Here is a 26,971-nt window from a genome sequence, read left to right as displayed (position 1 = left end):
CTGCGGAGGCAGTGCATGCCGTCCTACATCCTGAAGCGGCTCCTTTCGATGATTCCCGTCCTCTTCGGGCTGTCGGTCATCGTGTTTCTCGTCATGGCCATGATCCCGGGCGATCCGGCGATCGCCATCCTCGGCGCCTATGCGACGCCGGAGAATGTCGCGCGGATCAACAGCGATCTCGGCCTCGACAAGCCGCTCGTGCAGCAATACTTCATCTGGATCGGCAACGTCCTGCAGGGTGATTTCGGCCGCTCCTTTGCACTCAACCGCCCGGTTCTGGACGAGGTGCTGGAGCGCTTCCAGGCGACGCTGGTGCTGGCGGGCGTTGCGCTCGTGCTGTGCTCGGTGATCGGGTTGGTGGCCGGCGTGGTGTCCGCTGTCCGGCAGTTCGGCTGGGTCGACAAGGTGATCACCTTCGTCGTGCTTGCCGGCATCTCCGTTCCGTCCTTCTGGCTCGGCCTGATCCTGATCCTGCTCTTTGCCGTGAAGTGGCGGCTGCTGCCGGCAAGCGGCATGTATGCCGTCTACGGTGGCGGCGACCTGAAGGACCTCCTGCTTCATCTGATCCTGCCCGCCTCCACCCTTGCCGTGGTCGCAGCCGGCGTCATCGCCAGGCTGACACGCGCCGCCATGCTCGAGGTGCTGCGCCAGGACTTCATCCGCACGGCCAGAGCAAAAGGTCTGCCGGAACGCCGCGTCATCTACCGTCATGCCTTCCGGGCCGCGCTCGTCAGCGTCATTCCGGTGATCGGCATCCAGGCCGGTTTCGTTCTCGGAGGCGCCGTCTACATCGAGACCGTCTTCCAGTGGCCGGGCGTCGGCGCCATGCTGGTCAAGGCGATTTCCACCCGTGACATCCTCCTGGTGCAGGGCGGGGTGCTGGTCGTGGCGGGCAGCTATGTGCTTTTCAACCTCATCGCCGACGTGGTCCAGACGATGCTCGATCCGAGGATCCGCACATGAGCGATGCTCTCGCAACCCCATCGCTGCCGGCGGCAGGTTCCGGCCGCGTCTCCTCCTGGACGCTGCTTTTCAACAACCGGCTGGCGACTGTCGGCCTCTGCATGCTCTCAGGCCTGGTCCTGCTGACGCTGCTGGCGCCGATCCTGCCGCTGCCGGATCCGGATGCCACGGCGCCTGCGCAGCGTCTGCAGCCCGTGTTTTCGGCAGGCCATGTCCTCGGGACCGACCAGCTGGGCCGCGACATCCTCAGCCGGTTGATCTGGGGTAGCCGTGTCTCCATGATCGTCGGCTTCTCCGCCACCCTGGTTGCCGCTTTAATCGGGTCCACGATCGGCATCGTTTCGGGCTATGCCGGGGGCCGCACGGACAACCTGATGATGCGCGGCATCGACATGCTGATGGCCTTCCCCTACATCCTGCTGGCGCTCGCCATCGTCGCCGTGCTGGGGCCGGGGCTGATGAACGCCCTCTACGCCATTGCCGTCGTCAACATTCCCTTCTTCGCGCGCAACGTGCGCGGCGTGACGCTCGGGCTCTCGCATCGCGAGTTCGTCGATGCCGCACGGCTGTCGGGCAAGGGGCATCTGTCGATCGTGCTGACGGAGATCCTGCCCAATGTCCTGCCGGTCATCGTCATCACCATGTCGACGACCGCCGGATGGATGATCCTCGAAACGGCCGGTCTCAGCTTTCTCGGCCTCGGGGCGCAACCGCCGCAGGCCGACCTCGGCTCGATGCTGGGTGAGGGGCGGGCACAGCTCTTCACGGCACCGCATGTCTCGGTGGTGCCAGGGGTGATGATCTTCCTGATCGTCATCAGCCTGAACTTGCTCGGTGACGGCATCCGCGACGTGCTCGATCCGCGCCTCAGGTCCGGTGCACTCCTTCGTCCCGGTCCGGTGACGGCGGTCGATCCCGAACGCTCCCGGCCGAAGAACGGCAGGCCGAGTGCCATCCTCACCGTCGAGGGGCTGGAAACCGGCTTTACGCGCAATGGTCACTATTCTGCGGCCGTCAGGGATGTCTCCCTGCATCTCCATCCGGGCGAATGCCTGGGACTGATCGGCGAAAGCGGTTCGGGAAAGAGCGTGACCGCCTTGTCCATCATGGGACTGGTCAGTTCACCGCCGGGGATCATCCGCAACGGGGCGATCTACCTGCATGGCGAGGACGTGCTGTCGATGCCGCAGACCCAGCTGATCTCCGCCCGGGGAAGCCGTGTCGCCTATATCTTCCAGGACCCGCTGACGACCCTGCATCCGATGCATTCCATCGGTCGGCAGGTGGAGGAGGCGATCTCCGCGCACCAGACACTGAGCCGGCAGGCTCTGCGGGAGAGAAGCATCGCGCTGCTCGATCGCGTCGGGATCCCGGACGCTGAGAAGCGGGTAGGTCACTTCCCGCACCAGCTCTCCGGGGGGCAGCGGCAGCGGGTGGGGATTGCCATGGCGCTCGCCAACGATCCCGATGTCATCATTGCCGACGAGCCGACGACGGCGCTCGACGTCACCGTGCAGGCTCAGATCCTGGCGCTGCTGCGCGAGCTGCAACGGGAGCGCGGCATGGCCCTGCTCTTCATCACGCATGATTTCGGCGTGGTGACGGAGATCTGCGATCGCGTCGCGGTCATGAGGGACGGCCGCATTGTGGAGACAGGCAAGACGCAGGCCGTGCTCGGCGACCCCCAGCACGAATACACGAAACGCCTGATTGCCTGCGTGCCGGAGATCGGAACCGGCAAAAGCTTTCTCGACAGGGTGGCGCCGCTCTTTGCTGCCGATCCGGAGGAACGACCATGAGCGGCAGCGCCATCGAGGTCCGCAATCTGAGCAAGACGTTCGGCGGCGGGCGGTCACTGTTGGGAACAGAGCGGCATGCGGTGAAAGCCGTCGACCAGGTGTCGCTCGTGCTGCAGCGGGGCGAAACGCTGGCGGTGGTGGGAGAGAGCGGATCGGGCAAGAGCACGCTTGCGCGCATGCTGGTCGGGCTCGAAGAGCCGACGTCCGGGGACATGCAAATTGCCGGCCGCGATGCTGCTGCGCTTCGTCGCGACGGCCCAAGAGCCTTCGGGAAGATGGTTCAATATGTGTTTCAGGATCCGGTCGCCTCTCTCAATCCGCGCAAGACGATCCGGCAAGCCCTGGAGGCGCCGCTGAAACTGCTGAATGGCTATGACGCCGGGAAGCGGCGGGTGCGGATGACGGAACTGCTCGATGCGGTGCAGATGCCGAAGGACACGCTGGATCGCTACCCGCACGAGTTTTCCGGCGGCCAGGCGCAGCGTATCGCGATCGCACGGGCGCTGGCGGCCGAGGCCGAAATCCTCATTCTCGACGAGCCGGTGAGCGCGCTCGATGTGTCCGTCCAGGCTCAGGTGCTCCTGCTCCTGCGGGACCTGAAGCGGCAGTTCGGCCTCTCGTATCTGTTCATCAGCCACGATCTCGCCGTCGTCGAGGCGATCTCCGACCGTGTTGCGGTGATGCACTACGGTCGGCTCGTCGAAGAGGCGCCGACGGACCAGTTGTTCAAGGCCCCGCAAGATCCATATACCCGTCAACTGCTTGACAGCGCGCCGAGGCTGAGGACCAGCTGAGGCCGACCAGTTGCTTCGGCGCAGGATCACGATAAACAGGATCGAGATGACGATCTTTCGCCGATCCGGCATCAGGCGCCTTGCCGGCTGCGGCGAGCGCCCAATGTCACTCTAGGCGCAAGATCAGACGAGGAGAGGCCAGGTCGTGAACGCGTTCTATTCCCTTTACAGCCATGAGTTCCTGCGCGTGGCGACATGTGTCCCGGCCACCGAGGTGGCGGATCCCGACTTCGCCGTCACCGAAACGCTGCGGCTGGCGGAGCTCGGACACGCCGACGGCGCGGGCGTCATGCTGTTTCCGGAACTCGGCCTTTCGTCCTACGCCATCGACGACCTGCTGCTCCAGGATGCGCTGCTCGATGCCGTCGAGCGGGCGATCGGCAAGATCGTCGAGGCCAGCAAGGATCTCTACCCGGTGCTGGCGGTCGGCGCGCCGCTGCGGGGCGACGGGCGGCTGTACAACACTGGCGTGATCATCCACCGCGGCAAGATCCTCGGCGTCGTTCCCAAGGCCTATCTGCCGAACTACCGGGAGTTCTACGAGCGGCGCCACTTCTCCCCGGGCGCCGGCGTCACGGACGCCACCATCTCGGTCGCGGGACACCGCGTCCCCTTCGGCGTCGATCTGCTGTTCCGGTCCGAGGGTTCGGTGCCCTTTACCTTCCATGTCGAGGTCTGCGAGGACTTCTGGGTGCCCCTGCCGCCATCGACACGCGCGGCCATGGCGGGTGCGGAATTGCTGCTCAACCTGTCGGCGAGCAATATCACCATCGGCAAGGCGGAGACCCGCCGGATGCTCTGCGCCAGCCAGTCCGCCCGTGCGGTGGCGGCTTACGCCTATTCGGCCGCCGGTCCGGGCGAATCCACCACGGATCTTGCCTGGGATGGTCACGCGGCCGTCTACGAATACGGCCACCTGCTGGCCGAGACGGAACGCTTTCCGACCGGTGGCACCTTCGTGACCGCCGACATCGATCTCGGGCGGCTGCGCCAGGAGCGGATGCGGCTCAACAGCTTTGCCGATTGCGCGCGGCAGGAGCTTCCGCAGGGTCACGGCTACCGCAAGGTCGGCTTCACGCTCGACAAGCCTGCCGATGTCGTGCCGCTCCGCCGCCGGATCGAGCGGTTTCCCTATGTGCCGTCGAACCCGGCACGCCTGCGCGAAGACTGCTACGAGGCCTACAACATCCAGGTCCAGGGCCTCGCCAAGCGACTGGCCGCAACCGGCATCAAGCATCCGGTGATCGGCGTCTCGGGAGGGCTCGATTCGACCCAGGCGCTGATCGTCGCCGCCCGCGCGATGGACCTGATCGGCGAGGACCGGAAGAACATCCGCGCCTATACGCTGCCGGGCTTTGCCACCTCCGATTCAACCAAGAGCAATGCCTGGACGCTGATCAACAGCCTCGGCGTGACCGGCGAGGAAATCGACATCCGCCCGGCCGCGCGGCAGATGCTGGCCGACCTCGGTCATCCCTTCGGCGCCGGCGAGCCGGTCTACGACGTGACCTTCGAGAACGTGCAGGCCGGCCTGCGCACCGACTACCTGTTCCGGCTGGCCAACCAGGTCGGCGGCCTGGTGGTCGGCACGGGAGACCTTTCCGAGCTCGGGCTTGGCTGGTGCACCTATGGCGTCGGCGATCACATGTCGCACTACAACGTCAATGCGTCGGTCTCCAAGACGCTGATCCAGCATCTCATCCGCTTCGTTGCCCGTTCGGGTGACGTCACCCCGGAGACTACGGCGGTGCTGGAGGCGATCCTCGCCACCGAAATCTCACCCGAACTCGTGCCGCCGGGCGAAGAGGGCGTCCTGCAGTCGACGCAGGATATCGTCGGGCCCTATGCGCTGCAGGACTTCAACCTCTTCTATCTCACCCGCTATGGCTACCGCCCGTCGAAGATCGCCTTCCTGTCGTACAACGCCTGGAGCGACGCGGAGAGCGGCGGGTGGCCACAGGATATTCCGGAAGACCAGAAGCGGGCCTATGCGATGGCCGACATCCGGCACTGGATGGAAGTCTTCCTGCGGCGCTTCTTCAACAACCAGTTCAAGCGCTCGGCTGCGCCGAACGGCCCGAAGATCTCCTCCGGCGGTTCGCTGTCGCCAAGAGGGGACTGGCGTGCACCCTCGGATGCCAGCGCGAAGGTCTGGCTTGCGGAACTTCGCGACAACGTCCCGACCGAATAGGCGCAGGGCCGTAGGTCTCTTATGCCGTCAGCCTCCGCAGTCCGACGGACTGCCGCTCGATGATGTGGCAGGCGAGCTCTATCCGGCGCGGAAGGGCGGGCATTCCCGAGCAGATGTCGCGGAGCAGATCGACCCCGGTCATGCCGATCTCGCGCGCCGGAATGTGCACGGTGGTCAAGGGAGGGTTGAGGAAAGCGGCCTGCGGCAGGTCGTCCATGCCCATCACCGAGACGTCACCCGGCACCGAATAGCCGGCGCTCTGGAGTGCCGCCATGGTGCCGACGGCCAGGCTCTCGCCGGCGGCAAGCACGGCGGTGAAATCGAGACCCCGCGCCGCGATGCGGTCCGCAATCGCCTGCTGCGCCAGCTCCGGCAGCCAGTCGTTGACGGCCATGACCAGATCTTCCGGGTGCGGCAGGCCGCGATGCACGAGGGCATCCTGCCACCCCTCCTGTCGCCGCACGATCGTCCGTCGCCCAGGGCGCATCAGGAACAGGATGCGCTCGTGTCCCTGATCGATCAGGTAGTCCGTCGCCACCTGCGCCGCCGAGCGGTTGCAGGGCGTGACGCTGGAGAGGCGCATGAAGGGATCATCGCCGTTGACGAGGACGACCGGCTTGCCGACATCGCGGGTGGCCGCGAGCATCCGTTCGTCATCGACGGTCAGGAACAACAGACCCGCCACCTCCGGATCCGTGCGCGCTTCGTCCAGCACCCTTCTCTCCTCCGCTTCGTTGGCGATCGGCCGGGTGACGATGTCGATGCCAAGCGTCTGGGCGCGCTCCCGGATGCCCTCCAGCACGTAAAGGGTGAACTGGTTGCGGACGTAGTCGATCATCGCGGCACTGGATGCGGCGAGAATCACCTTGGTGCCCGGGGTGGGATTGGGAAGCGCATAATTGGCCGTCTTGGCGGCCTCGAGAATGCGGATGCGCACGTCGTCGCGCACACCCTTCTCTCCGGAGAGAGCCCGCGAGACGGTGCTCAGCGACACGCCGACCTTCTTGGCGATGTCCTCGAGACGCACGCGACGCGGCTTTTTCCCCCGCTTGCCGGATCCGGTGTCCATGGCTTTGCCCTCCAGTTTTGACAAACTGCAAAAAATTTTCAGATTGCGCAAGAATTTTTCAAGTGCTTACATTCCCTCGCCGCCTGGAGAGCGGTCTGTTCGGATAGCCTGAACAGTCTGGGAGGAAATGGCATGCATGAACCGGCGGGGGACATCCGTCGCAAGCTGGACCTGCTGGTGGCAGGGATGACGGGCTTGCGCCACGACGGACGTTTCGACGAGCCCAATCTCGACGGCACCGCCGGCGACTACATCTCCTTCGACAGCTGGGAGTGGCCGCAGGGCGTCGGCCTCTACGGGCTGATCCGCCTCTGGCTGTTCACCGGTCGGGAAGATCTGAAGCAGCTTGTCGAGGACTGGTATTCCGCACGACTGTCGGCTGGCCTTCCCTCCCTCAACGTCAACACGACCGCACCGATGCTGGGACTGTCGGTCCTCTGGCGGGAAACCCGCGACCCCCGCTGGCAGAAGCCGCTGGACGACTGGGCTAACCACGTGATGGCCGATATGTCTCGCACGGAGGAAGGTGCCTTCGAGCATCACGTGTCGGACAAGATCAACCATCACGAACTCTGGGACGACACGCTCTACATGATGGCGCTGTTCCTGGCCTCCTACGGGCAGGCAAGCGGACGCCGGGAGCTGGTGGATGAGGCCGCGCGCCAGTTCCTGGTGCATTCCCGCTATCTCGCCGATACCAGAAGCGGGCTCTGGTTTCACGGCTGGACCTTCGAAGGTCGCCACAATTTTGCCGAGGCACGCTGGGCTCGCGGCAATGCCTGGATCACGGCGGGAATGCTGGACCTATTCGATCTCGCCGAGATGCCGAAGCCCGTCGAGGATTTCCTGCGGGGCGTGCTGGTGGCGCAGGTCAACGCACTGCTGCCCTTGCAGACGAGTTCCGGCGCCTGGCGCACATTGCTCGACGATCCGACCTCCTACGAGGAAATTTCTGCCACCGCCGGGATCGGCTACGGCCTGCTGAAAGGCCACCGGCTGGGGCTTGGTGGACAGGCTTGGCAGGCCGCAGGTCTGAAAGCGGCACAGGCCGTCATGCGCAATATCGACGAGACCGGCACCGTGCTGAACGTCTCCTACGGCACGCGCATGGGCCATGACCTGCAGTTCTACAGGGACATCCCGATCCAGCCGACCGGTTACGGCCAGGCCCTTTCGATCCTCTGCCTCTCGGAGGCCCTTCGCCACGCAGACGCAGGAGAACAAGCCGCATGACGATGAAGGTTCTTTATGGGGCCGGTCCCCAGGACATCAAAGGCTATGACACCGAACGGCTGCGGGCGGAGTTCCTGGTCGAAGGCATGTTCCAGCCGGACGAGGTTCGCCTCGTCTATACACATGTGGATCGCCTCATCCTCGGCGGTGCCATGCCTTCCACCAAGGCTCTGACCTTCGGCGGCGGGGAGGAGATCGGCACGCCCTTCCTTCTGTCCGCGCGCGAGATGGGGATCGCCAACCTCGGCGGCACCGGCACGATCACTGTCGATGGGCAGAGCTTCACGCTCGAGAACCGCGACGTGCTCTACGTCGGCCGCGGCGCGCAGGAGCTTTCCGCATCGAGCGCGTCTTCGGACACGCCGGCGCGCTTCTACATGAACTCGGTTCCGGCCGGCGCCGACATCCCGCACCGCCTCATCACGCAGGCGGAATCGAAGCCGCTCGATCTTGGCGAGGCGCGGCGGTCGAACAAGCGCAGGCTGCGCATGTATATCCATCCGCAGGTCGCTCCGTCCTGCCTGCTCCTGATGGGCATCACGGATCTTGCTGAAGGCAGCATCTGGAACACCATGCCGCCGCATCTGCACGAGCGCCGGATGGAAGCCTACTGCTATTTCGATCTCTCGCCCGAGGATCGGGTCATCCATCTGATGGGGCGGCCGGAAGAAACCCGACACCTGGTCGTTGCCGATGGCGATGGCGTCCTGTCTCCGGCCTGGTCGATCCACATGGGAGCCGGCACCGGTCCCTACGCCTTCGTCTGGGGCATGACCGGCGAAAACCAGGAATACAATGACGTCGCCCCGGTGGCGCTTTCCGAACTGAGATGAGCAGATTGCGATGAACGCACAGACCCATTGGATGCAGAAGACGCTGAACGCCGGCGACCCGATCCGCTACTGGCAGATCGGAGCCGTCGCCGAAGAGCGCTTCGACGTGCCGGACGCGCCGATGAAGGGGGAGATGGATCCGTTCTTCTTCCTGACCAAAGTCAAGAACTTCATTCCGCACGAATATCCGTGCCGGACGATCTTTGCGGAGACCTATCGCGGCAAGCGACCCGATGTCCGGGGCGATTTCGACGCGCAGCGCTGGTGGCTGCCGTTCGGCTCTCCACGGCTCGATCTCTCCGGCTTCTGGTTCCGCCCGACGCGCCTTTCCACCTGGGTCCGCACCTATATCGACGCCGAGGCCCCCGGTGCTGCCAAGATCCGCCTTGGAACCTGCGGTGGCGCGGTGATCTGGGTGAATGGCAGCGAGATCGGCTGGATGGCGCCCTACAGCCGCAATCTCGAAGTGAAGCAGGAGTTCGATCTGCCGCTGGTGGCGGGGCTGAACGAGATCACCATCTTCTTCGATGATCTGGCGGAACGCGATGCGCGCTATTTCTTCCAGCTCGACTATCTGTCCGGTCCGAAGGCCCGGCTGTCGTTGCCCGTGCCCGTTGCAGGCTCGGTGGCGGAAAGCCTGGAGACGGCGCTCGACGGCATGCATTTCGACCGCCCGCATTACTTCGGCGGCGACATCATCTTGCACCTTCCAACGCCGCTGCCGGTGGAGGTTCACGCAAATGTCGCGATCGAAGGCGACTTCATGTCGAGGGAGCGCTTCGACGACGACTTCACGCTGCCGGCTGGTGCCAGGACGCTTGCCATCGGGCCGTCCGACCGAGCTCCCGCCGACTTCCGGCATTTCCGGATCACCCTGAGCACGGGTGGGTTCGTCGCCTCCCGCTCGCTCGGCGTGGAGATCTGCCATACGGAACGGCAGGGCCAGGCTGCAGCGACGCTTTCCGACCGGATCGTGGAAACGCTGGACGAGGTGTCGGAGCATTCCGAGCGCGACACCGTCCGGGCCTTCGCCCGTCTGGCGAGCGGTCGCGGCGGTGCTGATACGGACGCGATGATAGAAGAGATCCTGCCGTCGATCGAGGATTGCCACGACTGCGCGGATTTCTCCCTGGTGCCGCTGATCTGGTCGCGCACCGTCTGGGGCGATGACATCGGTTCGTCGACGCGGGATCGGATCGACGCCGCCATCCTCCACTACCGCTACTGGATGGATGAACCGGGCAACGACGTGCAGTGGTATTTCTCCGAAAACCACGCGCTGCTCTTCCACACCTCCGCCTATCTGGCCGGCCAACTGCTTCCCGAGGCGACCTTCGTGCGCTCCGGACGCACTGGGGCCGAGCAGAGCAAGGTGGGTGCCGCCCGCGTGCGGGCATGGCTCGATCACTTCGAGAAGTGGGAGATGGCGGAGTTCAATTCGGCACCCTATTTCCCGATCGACCTGAAGGGCCTGACGGCACTTGCTGCTCTTTCGCCGGATCAAGACATCGCCGAGCGGGCGAAGGCCGGGATCGTGCGCCTGTGCGAGATCATCGCGCGGTCGGCCCATCACGGCATGGTCACCGCGGCCCAGGGGCGGTCCTACGAGCATACGCTTTGCGCCGGGAGTTCACTGGAGCTTTCCGGGGTGGCGCGGCTGCTCTGGGGCAAGGGCTGGTACGGACGCCGCGTGCATGCCCTGCCGCAGCTGGCCGTCTGCCTGCGCGACCACGGGCTCGAGATCCCGCCGGCGCTGGAAGCCATCGCCGATCATCGCAGCGATAAACATCAGGAGTGGCGGTTCGCGCAGGGCGACGGCAGCTTTGCGGCGCTCTATCACTACAAGAGCGAACATTTCGCCATGGGATCCACCGTCCACTACCGGTGGGACGAATGGGGCTACCAGGAAACGGTGCTCCATCTGCGGCTTGGTGAGAAGCCCGAGGCGGCCGTCTGGATCAACCATCCGGGCGAGAGCATTCAGTTCGGCTACGGGCGTCCTTCCTATTGGGGCGGATGCGGAACCGTGCCGCGGGTGCAGCAGTATCGTGGCCTCGCAGTCGTCGAGTTTACCCTGAAGCCGGAACAGCCGGATTTCACGCACGCCTGGTTTCCACAGGGTGACTTTGACGACGTGCGCGTTTCCGGCGATACGGCGCTCGCGAGAAGCGGCCGCGGTGCGGTGCTCCTCAAGGGAAGCGGAGATCTTGTGGCGATGGAGGAGGGGCCATCCGCCGGCAACGAACTGCGCCAATACGGGATGACGAGCCGCTGGATCGTCCGCATCTGCGAGTCCGACGACCTGTCATCCGTCGAACATCGCTTCTCAACGCTCGCCGTCAGCCGAGAGGCCGATGGCATCCTGGCGATCGACGATCCCGAATACGGCGCCGTGCGCTTCCATCCGGACGGCTCGGTCGATGCCGAAGGGCGCCGGATTTTGCGAAGTGATTATACCGTCGTGGGTGAAGCAATTATGCTTTAATCCGCAGCAACCGGACGGGAGGAGGCCCTGTCCACCAAAGGGAGGAACTAGCATGCAGACCAAATCCATCATTGCGGGACTTGCGCTCGCACTTCTGACGTCCACGGTCGCCAGCGCCGGCGACGTCAGGGTCATGTGGTATTCCGACGGCGTCGAGGGCGAAGTCATGAAGGATCTCGTCGATCGCTTCATGAAGGAAAATCCGGGCATCAACGTGATCCTGGACAATGTCGCCTACAGCGTCATCAAGGAACAGCTGCCGGTCCAGCTCGAAGCCGGAAACGGCCCCGACGTTGCGCGCGTGACGGCGATTAAGGACCTTGCCAAGCACTGGCTGGACCTTCGTCCGCTCGTCAAGGATCCCGCCTATTGGGACGAGAACTTCGGCGACAAGGCCGACTGGATGCGTCCGGACGGCTCAGACCAGATTTCCGGTTTCATGACGCAGCTGACGCTCACCGGTGGTTTTGCCAACAAGACGCTGTTTGAGCAGGCAGGTGTCGAAATGCCGGGTCCAGAGGCGACCTGGGAAGAATGGGCAGCGGCTTCCAAGCAGGTCGCCGACAGCCAGCAGGTGCCGTTCGCCATGGCCATCGACCGCTCCGGCCATCGCATCACCGCACCGATGCTGTCCTACGGCGTCAACTATATCGGCGAAGACGGCAAGCCGGCACCTCTCGACCAGGGCGCCAAGGACTTCCTGACGCAGTTCGTCAGCTGGACCGAGGAAGGCGTCTTTGCCAAGGACGTCTGGGTTTCGGCTGCCGGCAACACCTATCGTGCCGCTGCCGAGGACTTCATCAACGGCCAGCTCGCCTTCTACTACTCCGGTTCCTGGCAGGTGGCGAACCTGACCACCAAGATCGGCAACAACTTCGACTGGGTCGCCACCGGCAGCCCCTGCGGCCCTGCTGCCTGCACCGGCATGCCGGGTGGGGCCGCCCTCGTGGCGGTGAAATACACCAAGAACCCGGAAGAAGTGGCCACCTTCATGGACTGGATGGCGCGGGAGGAGATCGTTCGCGAGTTCTCCGAGCGGACGCTGTTCCTGCCGGCCCACAAGGGGGTCGTCGAGAAGGGCGGGTTGAACTTCCAGACGGACAACGAGCAGGCCAAGGCGGCGCTCGGGACCTTCGTGGAGGCCTCCAAGGCCACCTCGGAGACGGCGCTGAAGCTGCCGGCATGGCGCTGGGCCGATACGGTCTACGCAGCCATCGTCACGCGTGTGGGCCAGACGCTGGCCGGCGAGCTTTCGCTGGAGGATACGTTTGCCCGGATCGACGCCGACATCGCGCAGAAGGTCAAGGACGCCGGTCTCTGATGACCATCGTGCCTGATCTGCCAAGACTGGCTCTCCCCTGCGGGGGAGAGCTTCAACTCTGGAATCACGACTGCCTGCCCACTGGAGGAGCCGTATGACACCGCCCGCTGCCGGCAGCCCCGCGCCCTCGCGATCGTTTGGCTCAATCCTTCTCGCGCCCGTGAAGCTCGTCATGGGGATCATCGATGTGCCCTTGCGGGCGCTGCAGAAGGCCACCGGTATTTCCGGCATGGCGATCTTCTTCCTGGCGCCGAACATGCTGATCTTCGGCATTTTCGTGCTGCTGCCGCTGGCGATCAACTTCGTCTACTCGATGACAGGCGGCACGGCCTTCTTCCTGGCCGACCGCACGTTCATCGGGCTCGACCAGTACGACCGGCTCTTCGAATGCTCGAATTACCTCGACCCGATGTCCTGCCAGGAGGATGCCTTCTGGACCGCCGTCGGCAATACCGGCTGGTTCGTCGTGCTGCAGGTGACGCTGATGATCCTGGTCGCGCTCGGCACGGCCCTGATCCTCAACCGCAAGCTCAGGGCCCGCTCCTTCTGGCGCGCCGTCTTCTTCTTTCCCGTCCTGTTGTCGCCCGTCGTTGTCGGCCTGATCTGGAAATGGATCCTGCAGCGACAGGGGCTGTTGAATTTCGCACTGTTTGAAATGGGCATCGAGCCGCACAACTGGCTGACGGACCGGACCTGGGCCTTCGTCGCCGCGGTCGGGGTCTCGATCTGGGCCCACATGGGCTTCTATGCACTGATCCTGCTGGCCGGCCTGCAGGCGATCCCCAAGGATCTCTACGAGGCGGCCGAGATGGACGGAACGAAAGCCTCTCGCGTCTTCTGGCGCATCACGCTGCCACTGCTGGCGCCGAACCTGCTCGTGGTCGTCGTGCTGGCCCTGATCAAGGCCGTGCAGGTCTTCGACGAGGTCTACGTCCTGACCGGCGGCGGGCCGGGCACCAGCACGATGTTCCTGACGCAATACATCTACGAGACGGGCTTTGCCTCGCAGTTGCGCAACCCAGGACTGGCTGCCGCGGCGTCCATCCTGATGGGGCTCGTTCTCGTGGTCCTGACGCTGTTCCAGCTCGGGATCGGCCGCAAGACCGAACCCAAGAAGGGGAAGACATAATGGGCGCGGCTTCACGCTTCATCTTCCGTCGCCGCGGCGGCAAGGGCTGGCACTGGACGGACATTGTCACCTGGGTCTGGCTCGTCGGCGGGCTGCTGATCATGTTCGGTCCGGCCGTCTGGCTCGGCTTCTCCTCGTTCAAGTCGCCCGCGGCGCTTGCCGAATTCCCGCCCACCATCCTGCCCTATGTGACGCAGCAGGTGAATGTCGAAGGCTACGATCAGCCGCTGGCGCTCTACGAGGCGACCTTGCCGGACGGAAGCACGCAGGTGCTGGCCGAGGTGCGGCGGATCGGGATCGTCAGCCAGATGATCGACCCGAATGCGCCGGGCGAAATCATCCGGGTCAACATCGGGGACCGCACGCCGGTCCGCACGATGTCGTTTGCCACCGAGAATTACACCGAACCCTTCGTGCAGTTCGATTTTGTCCAGTATCTCTGGAATTCGGTCTTCGTGACCGTGACGGCGACGCTGATCACCCTCGTCGTCAACTCGATGGCCGCCTTCGCTCTCTCGAAGTACGAGTTCAAGGGCCGGTCGGTGGCCATGCTGATCATCCTGGCGACGCTCATGGTGCCGCTGTCGGTGATCATGGTGCCGCTCTACTCGATCATCTCGGCGATCGGGCTGTTCAACAACCTCTGGGGCGTGATCCTGCCGACGGTCGCGACGCCGACGGGGGTCTTCATCCTGCGCCAGTACATGCTGACGATCCCGGACGAGCTCATCGATGCCGCCCGGATGGACAAGGCCTCCGAGTGGCAGATCTACTGGCGCATCGTGCTGCCGCTGGCGGCGCCGGCGCTTGCGGTGCTCGCCATCTTCTCGGTGGTCTGGCGGTGGAACGACTTCCTGTGGCCACTGATCGTGCTCTCGCGCCGCGAACTCTACACGCTGCAGGTGGGCTTGAGCATCTACGCCGGCGAGCTGAACGTGCAGTGGCACTTCATCCTGGCCATGACGGTCGTCACCATGATTCCGGTCGTCCTCGTCTTCATCTTCCTGCAGCGCTTCATCACCACCGGCATTGCCGGTACCGGACTGAAATGAGGATCCGCAAATGGGCCAGATAACGCTCACCGACATCAAGAAGTCCTTCGGCGCCATCGACGTGCTTCACGACGTCAATCTCCACATCGATGACGGCGAGCTTGTTGTCTTCGTCGGGCCATCGGGCTGCGGGAAATCGACGCTGCTCAGGGTGATCGCCGGCCTGGAGAAGGTCACCGGCGGCAGCATCGACATCGACGGTCGGCGCGTCAACGACGTCACGGCGGCGGAACGGGGGCTGGCCATGGTCTTTCAGTCCTATGCCCTCTACCCGCACATGACGGTGCGCCAGAACCTCGCCTTCGGCCTGGAAAACTCCAAGATGCCGAAGGCCGAGATCACTGAGCGCGTCGGCGAGGCGGCCCGCATGCTGGAGATCGATGCCTATCTGGACCGGCGGCCCGGGCAGCTCTCCGGCGGTCAGCGCCAGCGCGTGGCGATCGGCCGTGCGATCGTGCGCCGTCCTGTCGCCTTCCTGCTCGACGAGCCGCTCTCCAACCTCGACGCCGAGCTTCGGGTCTCGACCCGGGCCGAGCTTGCCGCGCTCCATGCGCGGCTGTCGTCGACGATGATCTATGTGACCCACGACCAGGTGGAGGCCATGACGCTCGCCGACCGGATCGTGGTGATGCGCGCCGGTCGCATCGAGCAGGTCGGAACGCCGCTCGATCTCTACAACACGCCCGCAAACCGCTTCGTCGCCGGCTTCATCGGCGCGCCGCACATGAATTTCCTGCAGGGAGAGGTCGCCGAGCGCACCGGAGATTCCGCCATTGTTACGGTCGCGGGCGGCGTCAGGGTCCATCTCCACCCGGTGGAAGGTTCGATGGAAAAAGGGCAGAAACTGACGGTGGGCGTGCGACCTCAGCACCTGGTCATCAGCGCCGATCCGACAAGTCCGAAGGTCAAGCTCCGGCTTGTCGAAGCGCTGGGCTCGGAGACGGTGATCCACGGCGAGATCAACGGCGAGCGGTTGATGGCGGTCCTGCCCGGGCAACAGCGCTATCGCGCGGGCGACGAGGTTCCTCTCGATCTCGAGGCGGCTCCGCTGCATCTTTTCGACGAGAACGGCATGCGGATCTTCTCGACCCCCGGCACGCAACGCCGTCTCTCCGCCTGAGCGCACCGGCGGCGCGATCGCCGCCGGATGCAGTCCAAAGAGACGAGGTGCGCGATCAGCCCGCGGGTGGGGCTTATCCGACTGGTGCACTCGGAAATTTAAACCGAAAAATCAGCGCCGTTCGGCAAAACGACCGAACATGCCTCTCGAAAAACAAAGAGGCTCGCCGTCGCGAAGGGCCACCCTCAGCACTCTGCCGAGGATGATCGTGTGGTCCCCGGCGTCGTGGGCGTCGGCGCGGCGGCATTCGAACCGGGCAATCGTGCCGGGCAGGATGGGCGTGCCTTCCGTGTTCAGCGTCCATGGCAAGTCCGCGAAAGCGGAGCCGCCGCGCGAGAATGCACGGCACAGCTCGTCCTGCTCGGCGCCGAGAACATGGACGGCAAAATGGGTCGCTGCGGTGAACAGCGCGTGTTTCGTCGAGCTCTTGGCGGGCGACCAGAGCACCAGGGGCGGGTCGAGGGATACGGAGGCGAAACTGTTGACGGTCATGCCGATCGGTCCCTGGTCCGCCATGGCGGTGACGACCGTGACACCGGTCGTGAAACTCCCGAGCGCATTCCGGTAGGCCCGCTGGTCGCCCTGTTCCGGGACGATCAGCATTTCCGGGGAGACGGTGCTATCGGTGGTGCTCGCCATCAGGGGACCTCCTTGCCGATCGCCAGGGTGTAGAGGTCGAACCAGGTCTGCCGGTCCAGCGTCACCTTGGCCGCGTCCGACAGGCTGCGGATGCGATCGAGATTGTTGGTACCCATGACGGGGAGGATCTGCGCGGGGTGGCGCAGCAGCCAGGCGATGGCAACGGCGCTGGGTTCGACGCCCTGGTCGGCCGCAAGCTCCTGTAGCCTGACCTGCAGCGCCGGGTGATCGCCCGAGAACAGGGCGCCGCCGCCGAGCGGAGACCAGGCCATCGGCGGGATCATCCGCTCCTGGAGATAGGCGAGGTCGCCGTTGATGAAGGCATCCGTGGCGAGAAGGCTCATCTCGATCTGGTTGGTGACGAGGGTCGTCTCCATGGAGGACTGCAGCAGCGAGAAATCCCAGGGGCGGAAGTTCGAGACGCCGACGGCGCGGACTTTGCCGGATGCCACCAGGGCATCGAGCGCCGTTCCCGTCTCGTCGGGGTCGATCAGGGGATCGGGGCGATGAATGAGGAGCAGGTCGACGTAGTCGGTCGCCATGTCGCGCAGCGAAGCTTCCACCGAGGCGGTGATGTGGGCGGCGCTGGTGTCATAATGCTTGACCCGTGACGCGGCATGACGGCCGGCTGGTGCGACGATGCCGCATTTGGTGATAATCTCGATCTTTTCGCGCAGATGCGGTGCCGCCTTCAGGGCTCCGCCGAAGACGGCTTCCGCCGTATAGCCGCCGTAGATGTCGGCCTGGTCCATGGTGGTGATGCCCTGCTCCAGGCATGCCTCCACCTTTGCCTGCACGTGGGCAGGGGAGGTGTCTGCGGCGTCGCCCAGCCGCCACATGCCGTAGATGATGCGGCTGCCGGTGAGGTCTGGCGAAAGGGAAATGCGGTCCATCAATGACGTTCTCCAGTGCCCAGCGGTGTCGCCGGGATTTCATTCGGGACGCGGCCGTAGGCATGCGGCAGCGAACAGGTTTTCAGATGTGGCAGCACTTTCGAGCCGAAGTGTTCTGCCTCGTCGAGATGTGGATAGCCGGAGAAGATGAAGGCGCGAATACCCATCTTCCGATAGGCCTCGATTTCCGTCAGCACCTGATCCACGGAGCCGACCAGGGCGGCACCGCAGCCGGAGCGGGCGCGACCGATGCCGGTCCAGAGGTGTGGCTCCACGTAGCCGAACTGATCGGCCAGTTCGCGGGCCCGCGCCTGATGCGCGACGCCGAGCGAGATGCTGTCATGAGCCCTGGAGCGAATCAGCTTGCCGTATTCGTCATCCAGCTTCGAGACCAGATGCTCGGCATACTCGCGCGCCTCCTGCTCGGTGTCGCGAACGATCATGTGAACACGCAGGCCGTAGTCCAGCATGCGTCCATGCGCTTCTGCTCGCGCATGGACCGCGCGCATGCGCTCCGCCAGTTGGTCCTTCGGCTCGGGCCACATCAGGTAGACATCGCACTGCGCGCCGCATAGCTCCAGCGCATCGGGCGAATAGCCGCCGAAGTAGAGGAGCGGGCCGCCGTTCTGCTGGTAGGGTCTGGCCGGCTCCGTCGACACGCCGCTGAACTGGTAGACTTCGCCGTCGTGGTCGATCGTGTCGCGGGTCCAAGCCTGGCGCAGGATCTGCACAACCTCGTGGCTGCGCTTGTAGCGATAGGCGCTGTCGGCCACTTCGCCCGGAAAGTCCGAACTGATGACGTTGAGCGTCAGGCGCCCCTTCAGCATGTGGTCGAGGGTGGCCACGGTGCGCGCCAGCATGATGGGCTGCATCTCGCCGCAGCGGATCGCCGCAAGCATGTTGATCCGATCGGTGATCGGTGCGCATCCGGCAACGAAGCTCAGGGTATCCTGGCCGACCTGGTAGGAGGAGGGGCAGAGGATGTTGCGGAAGCCGAGGTTTTCCGCCTTGCGGACGATGCCGGAGCAGTGCTCCCAGCTCGATCGCAGCTTCCCGTCCGGGACGCCGAGATATTCGTAGTCATCGGAACAGAGGGCGGCGAACCATGACACTTCCGCGGCATCAAGGTCGGCAGAACGAACCGGCACGACTGTCATGAAAATCTCTCCCGATCGCATTTTCCTCTTGCGTAGCATCCGCCTTGATGTAAATCAATAGTGTATCAATTTTTGATGGCCCGACAACCAACCCTGACAAGCCTCATGAACCAGTCCGCCGGCAGTCTTCCGATCTATCTCCAGATCACCGAGCTTCTGATCCGCGACATCGCCGCAGGACGGCTGATCGATGGGGAGAAGCTGCCACCGGAAAGGGAGATGGCGGAGCGGCTGGGGATCGCCATCGGCACCCTCCGGAAAGCGCTGTCGGAACTGCAGTCGCGGGGGATGCTGGAGCGGGTACAGGGATCGGGCAATTATGTCCGCGCCATCAGCGATCCGAAAAGCGTCTACGCCATGTTCCGCCTGGAACTGCTGGAGGGCGGCGGGCTTCCGACCGCGGAGGTGCTGAGCGTGGAGCGCCTTTCTAAGCCTCCGGAGCTTCCGGAGTTCGGGACAAGTCTCGAAGGCCACCGGATCCGCCGCCTCCGCCGCCTTTCTGGAAAGGTGGCGGCCATCGAGGAGATCTGGCTGGATGGCGGCTACGTCGACCGCATCGCCTTGGAAGACCTCTCTGAATCCCTCTACCTCTACTATCGTACCCGGATCGGGCTCTGGATCGCGCGGGCGGAGGACCGGATCGGGCTCGATACCGTTCCAGACTGGAGACCGGATGGCTTCGGGCCGGAGCGGGGGGCTCCGGTCGTCCATATTCTCAGAATCAGCGAGGCGCAGGACGGCAGGCGTGCGGAGGTTTCCCGCACCTGGCTCGATCATGCTGTCGCCCGCTACGTGTCGCGGCTCAAATAGGGTGTCTGGAAGATGAAGTTGAACTACGGTGTCATCGGTTGCGGCATGATGGGGCAGGAGCATCTGCGCAACATCGCTCTGCTGCCGGATGCGGAGGTCGCGGTCATCCTGGAGCCGGATGCCACCATGCGGGCGCGGGCCGCGGAAGCCGCACCCGGGGCGATCTTCGTCAGGACCATCGAGGAGCTTCTGGCTGTCGATGCCGTCAACTGCCTGCTGATCGCCAGTCCCAACCAGTATCATCTGGGCCAGTTGGAGACGGTCGCGTCGATCCGGCCGCTTCCCGTGCTCGTGGAAAAGCCACTCTTTACCCATGCGGAAGAGATGCGGCGGGTGGAGGCCCTTCGCAGCGTCTATCCCGCACCCATCTGGGTGGCCATGGAGTATCGGTACATGCCCCCAGTGGCGCGGCTGATCGGCGAGGCGGATGCAGCGACCGGCGGCATTCGCATGCTCACCATTCGCGAGCACCGCTTTCCCTTCCTTCAGAAGGTGGGCGATTGGAACCGCTTCAACAACCAGACGGGCGGCACGCTGGTGGAAAAATGCTGCCATTTCTTCGATCTGATGCGCCACATCCTGAAGTCGGATCCCGTGCGGGTGATGGCCTCGGGCGGGCAGGCGGTCAACCATCTGGACGAGGTGCATGAGGGTCGCACGCCGGACATCTGGGACCATGCCTATGTGATCGTCGACTTCGCATCCGGTGCGCGGGCCATGCTGGAGCTCTGCATGTTTGCCGAAGGCGCACGCTACCAGGAGGAAATTTCGGCGATCGGCCCGACGGGCAAGATCGAGTGCAAGGTTCCGGGGCCTGGACGGTTCTGGCCGGAGCACCTGGGCGAGCCGCCGGTGGCGCAGGTCATCATTTCGCCGCGCGAGCCCAGGGGGTCGCGAAAGGTGGAGATCCCCGTCGACCCGGAACTGCTGGAGGCCGGCGACCACAATGGATCGACCTTCTATCAGCACCTGCGGTTTTCGAAGAGTGTCCGCGGCGACGGTCCGGTCGAGGTATCACTCGAGGATGGATGCTGGGCCGTGAAGATGGGGCTTGCGGCGCAGCAGTCGGCCATGACCGGCAAGGCGGTGGAGTTCTCGACGACGAAGCTTGCCGCCGCAGGATAGGCAATGCCTTTGCCTGCGGGTGCCGAAGCTCAGTCTGGCTGCAGGGCCAGATGCGCGAATTCCGCCACCACCTGGTCGTAGACCGTCCGCTTGAAGGGAACGATCAGGCCTGGCAGATCCGCCATCGGCTTCCATTCCCAGGCGTCGAACTCCGCCGAGTGGCCGCCCGGCGGCGGGTTGATCTGGATCTCGTCCTCGCTGCCTTCGAACCGGAAGGCGAACCAGCGCTGCGTCTGGCCGCGGTACTTGCCCTTGAGGCCGATGCCGATGAGATGCGCCGGCAGGTCGTAGTTGATCCAGTCGCGCGACTGGCCGATCAGCTTGACCGTGCGCATCCCGGTTTCCTCGTAAAGCTCCCGGTAGGCGGCCGCGAGCGGATCCTCGCCCTTGTCGATGCCGCCCTGCGGCATCTGCCAGAGTTGCGGCGAGCCGTCGTACTCGCTGTTGCCCTCTGCAATCCGCCTGCCGGCCCAGACCAGGCCCTTTTCGTTCAGGATCATCACCCCGACGCAGGGGCGATAGGGAAGGTCTTCGGCTTTCAACGGCTGTTTGCTCATCATTCGATCTCGATCAATGGTCTGCAGGGTCTTCGACCAGTGCCGAGACCCCGACGATTTCTATGCCGCGATTGCCGGCCTCCTCAACCCACTGGCGGATCGCTTCGACGCTTTCGTCGAAGGCGGATGCAACGCCGATGGCGCTCCCCTTGCGCAGGGCAAGCCGCTCCAGGTCGTCCAGTTTCTTCAGGATCGCCGATTTTTCCAGCTGGGCATCGAGCGTCATGTCGGCGAAGCCATGGGGAAGTTCGATGGCCTTGGCAAGGGTGCCGCTGGTGGATTGCGCCGAGGTTCCGTCGTCTAGGAAGAGCAGGCCACGTTGGGCCACGTCCCGGAGCAAGGGCTCCAGCGTGTCGGGATCCGACAGAAGCCGTCCACCAAGGTAGTTCATGATCCCGGTGTAGCCGCTGATCTTGCCCAGCGCCTCATGTAGCCGCCCCAGGTTCTCCTCGGCCGGGAGACCTGTGAGGAGCGTTGCCGGATCGGCATTGGCGTCGGGCGCGCCGAAGGGTTCCATCGGAACCTGGATCAGGATTTCGTGGCCATCGCGGCGCGAGACCTGCATCCAGCGCTGCAGGCTGTTGCCGCTTGCAGCAAAGGCGAGGGTGACCTCCGCAGGCAGGTCCTCGATTGCCTTCTGCGTCCCTGTCTGGCTGAGACCGAGGCCGCCGACGACGATGGCGATGCGTGTTCCGCGCGCACCCGACCACGGACGGGCATACTGGTCCATGGGACGCAGGCCGTCTTCGCCGACAACGGGAAGCTGGCCGTAGGGCGATTCTTCGAGAAGATCTTCGTTGGGAGTGCCCGCGAGCCGCGGATCCTGGCCGATGCGCGGTGTCCCGACGATCACCGGGCCCTCTCCGGCGCGCGACCGTGGCGAGTAGGTCGTCACGACATTGCCGTCGTCGGTCAGCGTCCGCTCGACGTTGGCACCGGACTGCGGGTTGGCTCTGCGAAGGCTTTCGGCCGCTTCGGGGGCTGCCGTCGCGGGCGCAGCCTCCGCAGTTTCGGCGGGCACATCGACGGCTGCCATTTTCGGCGCCTTGAGAGCTGCCTCGCCCATCATGGAATAGGCTGACAGGCCGACGATCGCCGCGACGGACACTACGGAGAAGAGGAAAAGCGGAGACAGCCGCAGGCGTCGCCGTTTGCCGGCCGGCCTCTCTTGTCCGAGCGGTGCATGAAGATCGGTGCCCAAGAGGAAATTGTCCGCGGGTGGAATGCGATAAAGAAAGGGAGCCGGCTAGGCGGCTCCCTTTCAGGTTCTTTACTGCTTGGCAGCAGCCTTGTCCGGGCTCGGCGGGAAGCTTGGATCGGACTTGTTGCCGCGCAGCAGGTCGAGCGCGTAGTTCAACTGGATGTCGTCCTTGGCTTCCGGCGGAACATAGGCGACGGAGCCGGAGCCCTCGTCGGTCTCGTTCTGACCCGGAATGTGGCCACGCAGGCTGGATTCGCCTTCGGCGCGGACCTTGCCCTGCAGCTCTTCCGGAAGCGGCTGTTCCACCGCGATGTCCGGCTTGATCCCAGTGCCCTGGATCGAGGTGCCCGACGGCGTGTAGTAGAGCGCCGTCGTCAGGCGCAGCGCACCGCTTTCGCCAAGCGGGATGATCGTCTGGACCGATCCCTTGCCGAAGGAGCGGGTGCCGAGAACGGTGGCCCGCTTCAGATCTTGCAGGGCGCCGGCGACGATTTCCGAAGCCGAGGCCGAACCACCGTTGATCAGCACAACCACAGGCTTGCCGTCGGTTAGATCTCCCGGGCCGGCGTTGAAGCGGCGGGTTTCGTCCGCATTGCGACCGCGGGTCGATACGACCTCGCCACGCTCCAGGAAGGCGTCCGAAACGTTGATCGCCTGATCCAGAAGACCGCCCGGGTTCAGGCGCAGGTCGAGCACGTAGCCCTTAAGCTGGTCGGCAGGGACTTCTTCCTTGATCTTCTCGATTGCCTTTTCGAGGTCGTCATAGGTCTTCTCGGTGAAGGAAATCACCCGCAGATAGCCGACGTCGCCTTCCACACGCGACTTGACCGCCCGCACGGCGATGATGTCGCGCACAACGGTGATCTCGAGCGGCTTGTCGGCGCCTTCGCGGATGACGGTCAGCTTGATCGGCGTGTTGACCGCGCCGCGCATCTTCTCGACCGCTTCCTCGAGCTTCAGGCCGCGAACCGCGGTGCCGTCGATCTCGGCAATCAGGTCGCCTGAGAGAATGCCGGCACGGGATGCCGGCGTATCGTCGATCGGCGCGATGACCTTGACAAGTTCGTCTTCCATGGTGACTTCGATGCCAAGACCACCAAACTCGCCGCGGGTCTGCGTGCGCATGTCTTCGGCGTCTCTGGCATTCAGGAAGCTCGAATGCGGGTCCAGCGAGGTCAGCATGCCGTTGATGGCATTCTCGACCAGCTTTTCCTCATCCGGCGGCGTCACGTACTGCGCGCGGACGCGCTCGAAGACGTCGCCGAAGATCGACAGTTCCTTATAGGTTGAAGGGCCTGCAGCCTGCGCAGGCACTCCGGCCGAATAGATGACGCTCATGGCCGTAGCACCCATCAGCGCACCGACGATCACAAGAGAAGCCTTACGAATCATTTCGTGCCCTTCCGCTTTCCTTGGCAGTCCACCATGGTTTCGAATCTACCGGTGAACCGTCCTTCCTGAATTCAATGTAAAGGGTTGGTCGATCGGTTTCCAGCGTCAATGCTGCAGCGCTCGCCACCTTTTTCGCACCCATCACGGCAATCGGTTCGCCCGACAGAACGAATTTGCCTTGCCGTGTCCTCACGTCGTCCATGCCAGCAAGGACGACATGATAACCGTCTCCAGCGTTCAGGATGATCATCTGCCCGTAGCTTCGGAAAGCGCCGGCAAAGACGACCAGACCATCGGCCGGTGCCGTCACCACGGAGCCGGGGCTCGCAGCCACTGTCATTCCCACGGCAGTATGTCCCGTCCCGTCCGCATCCCCGAATTCCCGGAGAATGTCGCCGGTCACGGGTAGCTCAAGCGTCTGCCTGAGGCTTGAAAACGCGTATGCCGGTGCAATGCGGTTTTTGTCAGGCAATGCGTTCTGGGCCCGCTCCCTGGCCTGCTCCCGCTCGGCTTGCGACAGTTGGCGCAGGCGCTCTTCTTCCAGTCTGGCCTGCTCCACAGCTTCCCGCACCGAGGCGATCTCGCCCTCCAGCGACTGGACCAGCCCTTCCAGGCTGGTGGCCTGTTCGGCCAGCTCTTCCGAGCGCCGCCGTTCGGCCTCCAGTTCGGCAGTGCTTTGCAGACTGAGCTTCACGTTCTCGGCCAGCAGCATGTCCATGCGCTTTTCTTCCTCAAGGCTCGCGGCGATGGTCGCCGATACCGAGGTTCTTTCCACGGAAGCCTGTGCCTGGAGCGTGGTCAGCGCCTGGAGATCGGCGTGCAGCCTTTCAGCCTGAGCCCGCATGCCGGGAACCACTGCTCCGAGAAGGATCGCGCTTCTGACGGAGGCAAGTGCATCCTCCGGCGTGACGAGGAGCGCGGGAGGCGGATTGCGCCCCATCCGCTGCAGGGCGGCGAGAACTTCAGCCAGAACGTCGCGACGACCGCGCAGGGACGTTCGGATCTCGGCTTCTCTGAGCCGAAGTCTCGCAAGCGTTTCCTCGCTGTCGCGGATCTTCTCTTCCAGGTCCTTGCGGCGTGCGGCGGAGTCAATCAGCGCCTGGCGCAGATTGCTCGTCGTCTTTTCCAGTTCGGCAATGTCCTGCTCGATGGATTCGGCCTTGCCGACCGACAGGCTGATCGTATCGCTGAGCTCTTCCAGTTCCTGTCTCGCCTCATCGCGCTTGCGTTCGAGGTCGAGCGCCGGATCGGCAGGCGTGGCGGGCTGTTCGACAAGCTGGGCGTAGGCCGCTGTCCGATCGAACGTCATCGGCGGAAGAAGGGCAAGCGCCGACGCAGCGGCCCAGACAGGCAGCCTCGAAGACAGGAAATTGCGTGAAGCCAAGCTCATAAGCGTTCCGGTTGCCGCGTCGTGCAAACCTAAGCTGATTTGCGCTCCATGGCCATAAACATCCACGTGTATCTGACCGATGGGTCAGATACGATGGTAGGGATGGCCGGACAGGATGGTGACAGCGCGGTAGAGCTGTTCGGCGATCAGGATGCGCACCAGCTGGTGCGGCCAGGTCATGCTGCCGAGATTGAGAACCATGTCGGCCCTGGCGTAGAGGGCAGGGTCCAATCCATCTGCCCCTCCCACGGCGACCATCAGGTCGCGCTTGCCGCTGTCGCGGAAGCGAACCAGAGTGTCTGCGAAGGCTTCGCTGTCGAGGGATTTGCCGCGTTCGTCCAGAAGCACGAGCATGGCGCCGTCGGGCAAGGCCTTCTCCAGTGCCGCAGCCTCGTCGCGCTTGCGCGTCTCCGCGTTGGACGCCTTGCTTTCCGGGACCTCCGTCACGCGGACCAGTTCCAGCCCGATCGCCGGACCCGCCTTGGCAAACCGGTCGAGGTAGCGAGACGCAAGATCCTTCTCCGGTCCCGCTTTCAGCCGACCGACGGCAAAGAGGCTGATGCGCATGTCTGTCCCGCCGGCGTCCGGCCCGTCATCTGCTGGTCGACGTGCGCGCAAGGCGCAGCCGCTTCCATACTGTTGCTACCGGCAGCAGGACATGGCCTGCCGCGGATCAGTGCCGTGTTTCTTCCTCAAGGTCGGGAGCGGACCACATCTTTTCGATGTTGTAGAACTCCCGGACTTCGGGGCGGAACACATGGATGATGATGTCACCACTGTCAATCAGCACCCAGTCTCCCGCTTCGAGACCTTCGACGCGGGCTGTTCCCAGGCCTTCGTCCTTGAGGTCTGAAATCAGGTGATCCGAAATGGCTGCGACGTGACGGTTCGAGCGCCCGGACACTACGACCATGTAGTCTCCCAGTGCGGACTTGCCGGCGATGTTGATGGTGACGATATCTTCTGCTTTGGAGTCCTCAAGGCTGGCGAGGACCAGTTCGAGAGCACGGGCAGCAGCATCGGCGCCACGTTCTGTGCTCTGCGGGAGGATGGCGTGCATCTTTCCCTTGGTGTGTACTGTTGTCAGGGTTCGTCCTTTCTTGGAGGTAACAGCTACAGCACTGTCAGCGAATCCGGCTTTCCGGCCACTGATCAAAGGTGGCATTGAAATGTAAATCTTTCAAGATATCTGCGGAAATCGTGATTGAAGCTCGGAACCGGCTTCAGGACACGCCGAGGCGCAGATTCGTCGAGCTGAGGGCCGATCGGGGGCCATGGATGAACGTCCAGGCAGGCGCCTGCTTCCGCCACAGGATGCCGGCGTCGTCCTCGTCGATGCGGGCATGGTCGAAGGTGCGCGTCATCTTCGACGAGAGGAAGGAGAGGGTCGAACCGGGGCGGTCGATCACGGCAATGGGGAAGGTGCAGACGATGGACTGCCATTTCTGCCAGCGATGGAACGATCGAAGGCTGTCGGCCCCCATGATCCAGACGAAATGCACGCCGCGATTGCGGGCAGCAATATGCGACAGTGTATGGGCCGTATAGGGACTGCCCAGCGCCTGCTCGAATGCCGTGATCTTGACGCGTGGATCCTGCACCAGCTTTGCGCTCATGGCGATCCGATCGCCGAGGGAGGCGAGCTCGGACCGGCTCTTCAACGGGTTTCCCGGCGTCACCATCCACCAGAGCTGATCCAGTCCCAGGCGCCGAAGAGCAATCTCGGCAACCAGGAGATGGCCTTCATGGGGCGGGTTGAAGGAGCCGCCGAACAGGCCGACCACCATGCCGGGCTGGACGTGCGGCATCGAAAGGTAC

24 protein-coding genes are annotated in these 26,971 nt (G+C 64.2%); 13 read left to right on the top strand and 11 right to left on the bottom strand.

Annotated elements, in window-relative coordinates; all coding sequences use genetic code 11:
* Positions 1–15: 15 nt before the first annotated feature.
* The 4 genes from EO99_RS0118460 to EO99_RS0118445 all read left to right on the top strand — a co-directional run bounded on the left by EO99_RS0118460 (position 16) and on the right by EO99_RS0118445 (position 5,747).
* Positions 16–963, top strand: coding sequence for an ABC transporter permease (locus EO99_RS0118460; RefSeq protein ID WP_029620078.1), 948 nt, complete (start codon positions 16–18; stop codon positions 961–963).
* Positions 960–2,762: a dipeptide/oligopeptide/nickel ABC transporter permease/ATP-binding protein gene (locus EO99_RS0118455; protein WP_029620077.1), complete on the top strand. Its 1,803-nt coding sequence runs from the start codon at positions 960–962 to the stop codon at positions 2,760–2,762. Before EO99_RS0118460 ends, EO99_RS0118455 begins: the two co-directional genes overlap by 4 nt.
* Entirely contained in the window at positions 2,759–3,556 is a 798-nt protein-coding gene (locus tag EO99_RS0118450) for an ATP-binding cassette domain-containing protein (RefSeq protein ID WP_029620076.1), read from the top strand. The genes EO99_RS0118455 and EO99_RS0118450 overlap by 4 nt, the downstream gene beginning before the upstream one ends.
* A 145-nt stretch (positions 3,557–3,701) precedes the next feature.
* Positions 3,702–5,747: an NAD(+) synthase gene (locus tag EO99_RS0118445; RefSeq protein WP_029620075.1), complete on the top strand. Its 2,046-nt coding sequence runs from the start codon at positions 3,702–3,704 to the stop codon at positions 5,745–5,747.
* Positions 5,748–5,766: 19 nt separating this feature from the next.
* Here the strand turns inward: EO99_RS0118445 and EO99_RS0118440 are convergent, their stop codons facing one another.
* Positions 5,767–6,816, bottom strand: coding sequence for a LacI family DNA-binding transcriptional regulator (locus EO99_RS0118440; RefSeq protein ID WP_029620074.1), 1,050 nt, complete (start codon positions 6,814–6,816; stop codon positions 5,767–5,769).
* A 132-nt stretch (positions 6,817–6,948) separates the two neighbouring features.
* On the opposite strand from EO99_RS0118440, the gene bglB reads away from it, so the two are divergent.
* The 7 genes from bglB to EO99_RS0118405 all read left to right on the top strand — a co-directional run bounded on the left by bglB (position 6,949) and on the right by EO99_RS0118405 (position 15,989).
* Positions 6,949–8,049, top strand: a complete 1,101-nt coding sequence (gene bglB, locus EO99_RS0118435) for a beta-galactosidase BglB (RefSeq protein WP_029620073.1) — start codon at positions 6,949–6,951, stop codon at positions 8,047–8,049.
* Positions 8,046–8,882 carry a 5-dehydro-4-deoxy-D-glucuronate isomerase gene (kduI, locus tag EO99_RS0118430; RefSeq protein ID WP_029620072.1) on the top strand — a complete coding sequence of 279 codons (837 nt, stop codon included), beginning with the start codon at positions 8,046–8,048 and terminating at the stop codon, positions 8,880–8,882. The genes bglB and kduI overlap by 4 nt, the downstream gene beginning before the upstream one ends.
* Before the next feature lie 10 nt (positions 8,883–8,892).
* Complete coding sequence (locus EO99_RS0118425) at positions 8,893–11,367, top strand: hypothetical protein (RefSeq protein ID WP_029620071.1); 2,475 nt, start codon at positions 8,893–8,895, stop codon at positions 11,365–11,367.
* A 52-nt stretch (positions 11,368–11,419) separates the two neighbouring features.
* Positions 11,420–12,688 (top strand): ABC transporter substrate-binding protein, encoded by a 1,269-nt coding sequence (locus EO99_RS0118420; RefSeq protein WP_029620070.1) that lies wholly within the window; start codon positions 11,420–11,422, stop codon positions 12,686–12,688.
* 94 nt (positions 12,689–12,782) lie between these two features.
* Positions 12,783–13,817, top strand: coding sequence for a carbohydrate ABC transporter permease (locus tag EO99_RS0118415; RefSeq protein ID WP_029620069.1), 1,035 nt, complete (start codon positions 12,783–12,785; stop codon positions 13,815–13,817).
* A complete protein-coding gene (locus EO99_RS0118410; protein ID WP_029620068.1) occupies positions 13,817–14,869 on the top strand; it encodes a carbohydrate ABC transporter permease in 1,053 nt (350 codons plus the stop codon). The genes EO99_RS0118415 and EO99_RS0118410 overlap by 1 nt, the downstream gene beginning before the upstream one ends.
* 10 nt (positions 14,870–14,879) lie before the next feature.
* Complete coding sequence (locus tag EO99_RS0118405) at positions 14,880–15,989, top strand: ABC transporter ATP-binding protein (protein ID WP_051679951.1); 1,110 nt, start codon at positions 14,880–14,882, stop codon at positions 15,987–15,989.
* A 111-nt stretch (positions 15,990–16,100) separates the two neighbouring features.
* Here the strand turns inward: EO99_RS0118405 and EO99_RS0118400 are convergent, their stop codons facing one another.
* The 3 genes from EO99_RS0118400 to EO99_RS0118390 are packed head-to-tail and all read right to left on the bottom strand — an operon-like array spanning position 16,101 to position 18,678.
* Positions 16,101–16,628, bottom strand: a complete 528-nt coding sequence (locus tag EO99_RS0118400) for a flavin reductase family protein (RefSeq protein ID WP_029620066.1) — start codon at positions 16,626–16,628, stop codon at positions 16,101–16,103.
* A complete protein-coding gene (locus EO99_RS0118395; protein ID WP_029620065.1) occupies positions 16,628–17,521 on the bottom strand; it encodes an aldo/keto reductase in 894 nt (297 codons plus the stop codon). The genes EO99_RS0118400 and EO99_RS0118395 overlap by 1 nt, the downstream gene beginning before the upstream one ends.
* Positions 17,521–18,678 carry an LLM class flavin-dependent oxidoreductase gene (locus tag EO99_RS0118390; protein WP_029620064.1) on the bottom strand — a complete coding sequence of 386 codons (1,158 nt, stop codon included), beginning with the start codon at positions 18,676–18,678 and terminating at the stop codon, positions 17,521–17,523. The genes EO99_RS0118395 and EO99_RS0118390 overlap by 1 nt, the downstream gene beginning before the upstream one ends.
* Before the next feature lie 105 nt (positions 18,679–18,783).
* On the opposite strand from EO99_RS0118390, the gene EO99_RS0118385 reads away from it, so the two are divergent.
* Together EO99_RS0118385 and EO99_RS0118380 are read left to right on the top strand one after the other, a co-directional pair.
* The gene (locus EO99_RS0118385; RefSeq protein WP_029620063.1) at positions 18,784–19,488 is read left to right on the top strand and encodes a GntR family transcriptional regulator; all 705 of its coding nucleotides are present in this window, start codon (positions 18,784–18,786) and stop codon (positions 19,486–19,488) included.
* A 12-nt stretch (positions 19,489–19,500) separates the two neighbouring features.
* Complete coding sequence (locus EO99_RS0118380) at positions 19,501–20,613, top strand: Gfo/Idh/MocA family protein (RefSeq protein WP_029620062.1); 1,113 nt, start codon at positions 19,501–19,503, stop codon at positions 20,611–20,613.
* Positions 20,614–20,642: 29 nt separating this feature from the next.
* Here EO99_RS0118380 and EO99_RS0118375 read toward each other — a convergent pair whose 3' ends face one another.
* The 7 genes from EO99_RS0118375 to EO99_RS0118345 all read right to left on the bottom strand — a co-directional run bounded on the left by EO99_RS0118375 (position 20,643) and on the right by EO99_RS0118345 (position 26,961).
* Positions 20,643–21,170: an RNA pyrophosphohydrolase gene (locus tag EO99_RS0118375; protein ID WP_029620061.1), complete on the bottom strand. Its 528-nt coding sequence runs from the start codon at positions 21,168–21,170 to the stop codon at positions 20,643–20,645.
* A 13-nt stretch (positions 21,171–21,183) separates the two neighbouring features.
* Positions 21,184–22,371 (bottom strand): divergent polysaccharide deacetylase family protein, encoded by a 1,188-nt coding sequence (locus EO99_RS0118370; RefSeq protein ID WP_029620060.1) that lies wholly within the window; start codon positions 22,369–22,371, stop codon positions 21,184–21,186.
* Between the two features lie 69 nt (positions 22,372–22,440).
* On the bottom strand, positions 22,441–23,763 hold the full coding sequence (locus tag EO99_RS0118365; RefSeq protein WP_029620059.1) for a S41 family peptidase: 1,323 nt from the start codon (positions 23,761–23,763) through the stop codon (positions 22,441–22,443).
* A complete protein-coding gene (locus tag EO99_RS0118360; RefSeq protein WP_029620058.1) occupies positions 23,753–25,153 on the bottom strand; it encodes a murein hydrolase activator EnvC family protein in 1,401 nt (466 codons plus the stop codon). Before EO99_RS0118360 ends, EO99_RS0118365 begins: the two co-directional genes overlap by 11 nt.
* A gap of 84 nt (positions 25,154–25,237) precedes the next feature.
* A complete protein-coding gene (rlmH, locus tag EO99_RS0118355; protein ID WP_029620057.1) occupies positions 25,238–25,720 on the bottom strand; it encodes a 23S rRNA (pseudouridine(1915)-N(3))-methyltransferase RlmH in 483 nt (160 codons plus the stop codon).
* Between the two features lie 106 nt (positions 25,721–25,826).
* Entirely contained in the window at positions 25,827–26,318 is a 492-nt protein-coding gene (rsfS, locus tag EO99_RS0118350) for a ribosome silencing factor (RefSeq protein ID WP_051679950.1), read from the bottom strand.
* A 58-nt stretch (positions 26,319–26,376) separates the two neighbouring features.
* Positions 26,377–26,961 carry a nicotinate-nucleotide adenylyltransferase gene (locus EO99_RS0118345; protein WP_173425152.1) on the bottom strand — a complete coding sequence of 195 codons (585 nt, stop codon included), beginning with the start codon at positions 26,959–26,961 and terminating at the stop codon, positions 26,377–26,379.
* Positions 26,962–26,971 lie beyond the last annotated feature (10 nt).

The sequence above is a fragment of the Pseudorhizobium marinum genome (assembly GCF_000705355.1).
Lineage (GTDB): Bacteria > Pseudomonadota > Alphaproteobacteria > Rhizobiales > Rhizobiaceae > Neorhizobium > Neorhizobium pelagicum.
Note: the sequence above shows the minus strand (reverse complement) of the source record. Positions and strands in the feature narration are given on the sequence as shown.

What these genes read in the sequence shown, in the direction of transcription:
- EO99_RS0118440 (WP_029620074.1), bottom strand. Translation starts at nt 6,816, where the DNA reads ATGGACACCGGATCCGGCAAGCGGGGGAAAAAGCCGCGTCGCGTGCGT.
- rsfS (WP_051679950.1), bottom strand. Translation starts at nt 26,318, where the DNA reads ATGCCACCTTTGATCAGTGGCCGGAAAGCCGGATTCGCTGACAGTGCT.
- EO99_RS0118455 (WP_029620077.1), top strand. Translation starts at nt 960, where the DNA reads ATGAGCGATGCTCTCGCAACCCCATCGCTGCCGGCGGCAGGTTCCGGC.
- EO99_RS0118425 (WP_029620071.1), top strand. Translation starts at nt 8,893, where the DNA reads ATGAACGCACAGACCCATTGGATGCAGAAGACGCTGAACGCCGGCGAC.
- EO99_RS0118385 (WP_029620063.1), top strand. Translation starts at nt 18,784, where the DNA reads ATGAACCAGTCCGCCGGCAGTCTTCCGATCTATCTCCAGATCACCGAG.
- EO99_RS0118405 (WP_051679951.1), top strand. Translation starts at nt 14,880, where the DNA reads ATGGGCCAGATAACGCTCACCGACATCAAGAAGTCCTTCGGCGCCATC.
- EO99_RS0118450 (WP_029620076.1), top strand. Translation starts at nt 2,759, where the DNA reads ATGAGCGGCAGCGCCATCGAGGTCCGCAATCTGAGCAAGACGTTCGGC.
- EO99_RS0118420 (WP_029620070.1), top strand. Translation starts at nt 11,420, where the DNA reads ATGCAGACCAAATCCATCATTGCGGGACTTGCGCTCGCACTTCTGACG.
- EO99_RS0118375 (WP_029620061.1), bottom strand. Translation starts at nt 21,170, where the DNA reads ATGAGCAAACAGCCGTTGAAAGCCGAAGACCTTCCCTATCGCCCCTGC.
- EO99_RS0118460 (WP_029620078.1), top strand. Translation starts at nt 16, where the DNA reads ATGCCGTCCTACATCCTGAAGCGGCTCCTTTCGATGATTCCCGTCCTC.
- bglB (WP_029620073.1), top strand. Translation starts at nt 6,949, where the DNA reads ATGCATGAACCGGCGGGGGACATCCGTCGCAAGCTGGACCTGCTGGTG.
- kduI (WP_029620072.1), top strand. Translation starts at nt 8,046, where the DNA reads ATGACGATGAAGGTTCTTTATGGGGCCGGTCCCCAGGACATCAAAGGC.
- EO99_RS0118365 (WP_029620059.1), bottom strand. Translation starts at nt 23,763, where the DNA reads ATGATTCGTAAGGCTTCTCTTGTGATCGTCGGTGCGCTGATGGGTGCT.
- EO99_RS0118415 (WP_029620069.1), top strand. Translation starts at nt 12,783, where the DNA reads ATGACACCGCCCGCTGCCGGCAGCCCCGCGCCCTCGCGATCGTTTGGC.
- EO99_RS0118395 (WP_029620065.1), bottom strand. Translation starts at nt 17,521, where the DNA reads ATGGACCGCATTTCCCTTTCGCCAGACCTCACCGGCAGCCGCATCATC.
- rlmH (WP_029620057.1), bottom strand. Translation starts at nt 25,720, where the DNA reads ATGCGCATCAGCCTCTTTGCCGTCGGTCGGCTGAAAGCGGGACCGGAG.
- EO99_RS0118410 (WP_029620068.1), top strand. Translation starts at nt 13,817, where the DNA reads ATGGGCGCGGCTTCACGCTTCATCTTCCGTCGCCGCGGCGGCAAGGGC.
- EO99_RS0118345 (WP_173425152.1), bottom strand. Translation starts at nt 26,961, where the DNA reads ATGCCGCACGTCCAGCCCGGCATGGTGGTCGGCCTGTTCGGCGGCTCC.
- EO99_RS0118390 (WP_029620064.1), bottom strand. Translation starts at nt 18,678, where the DNA reads ATGACAGTCGTGCCGGTTCGTTCTGCCGACCTTGATGCCGCGGAAGTG.
- EO99_RS0118400 (WP_029620066.1), bottom strand. Translation starts at nt 16,628, where the DNA reads ATGGCGAGCACCACCGATAGCACCGTCTCCCCGGAAATGCTGATCGTC.
- EO99_RS0118360 (WP_029620058.1), bottom strand. Translation starts at nt 25,153, where the DNA reads ATGAGCTTGGCTTCACGCAATTTCCTGTCTTCGAGGCTGCCTGTCTGG.
- EO99_RS0118380 (WP_029620062.1), top strand. Translation starts at nt 19,501, where the DNA reads ATGAAGTTGAACTACGGTGTCATCGGTTGCGGCATGATGGGGCAGGAG.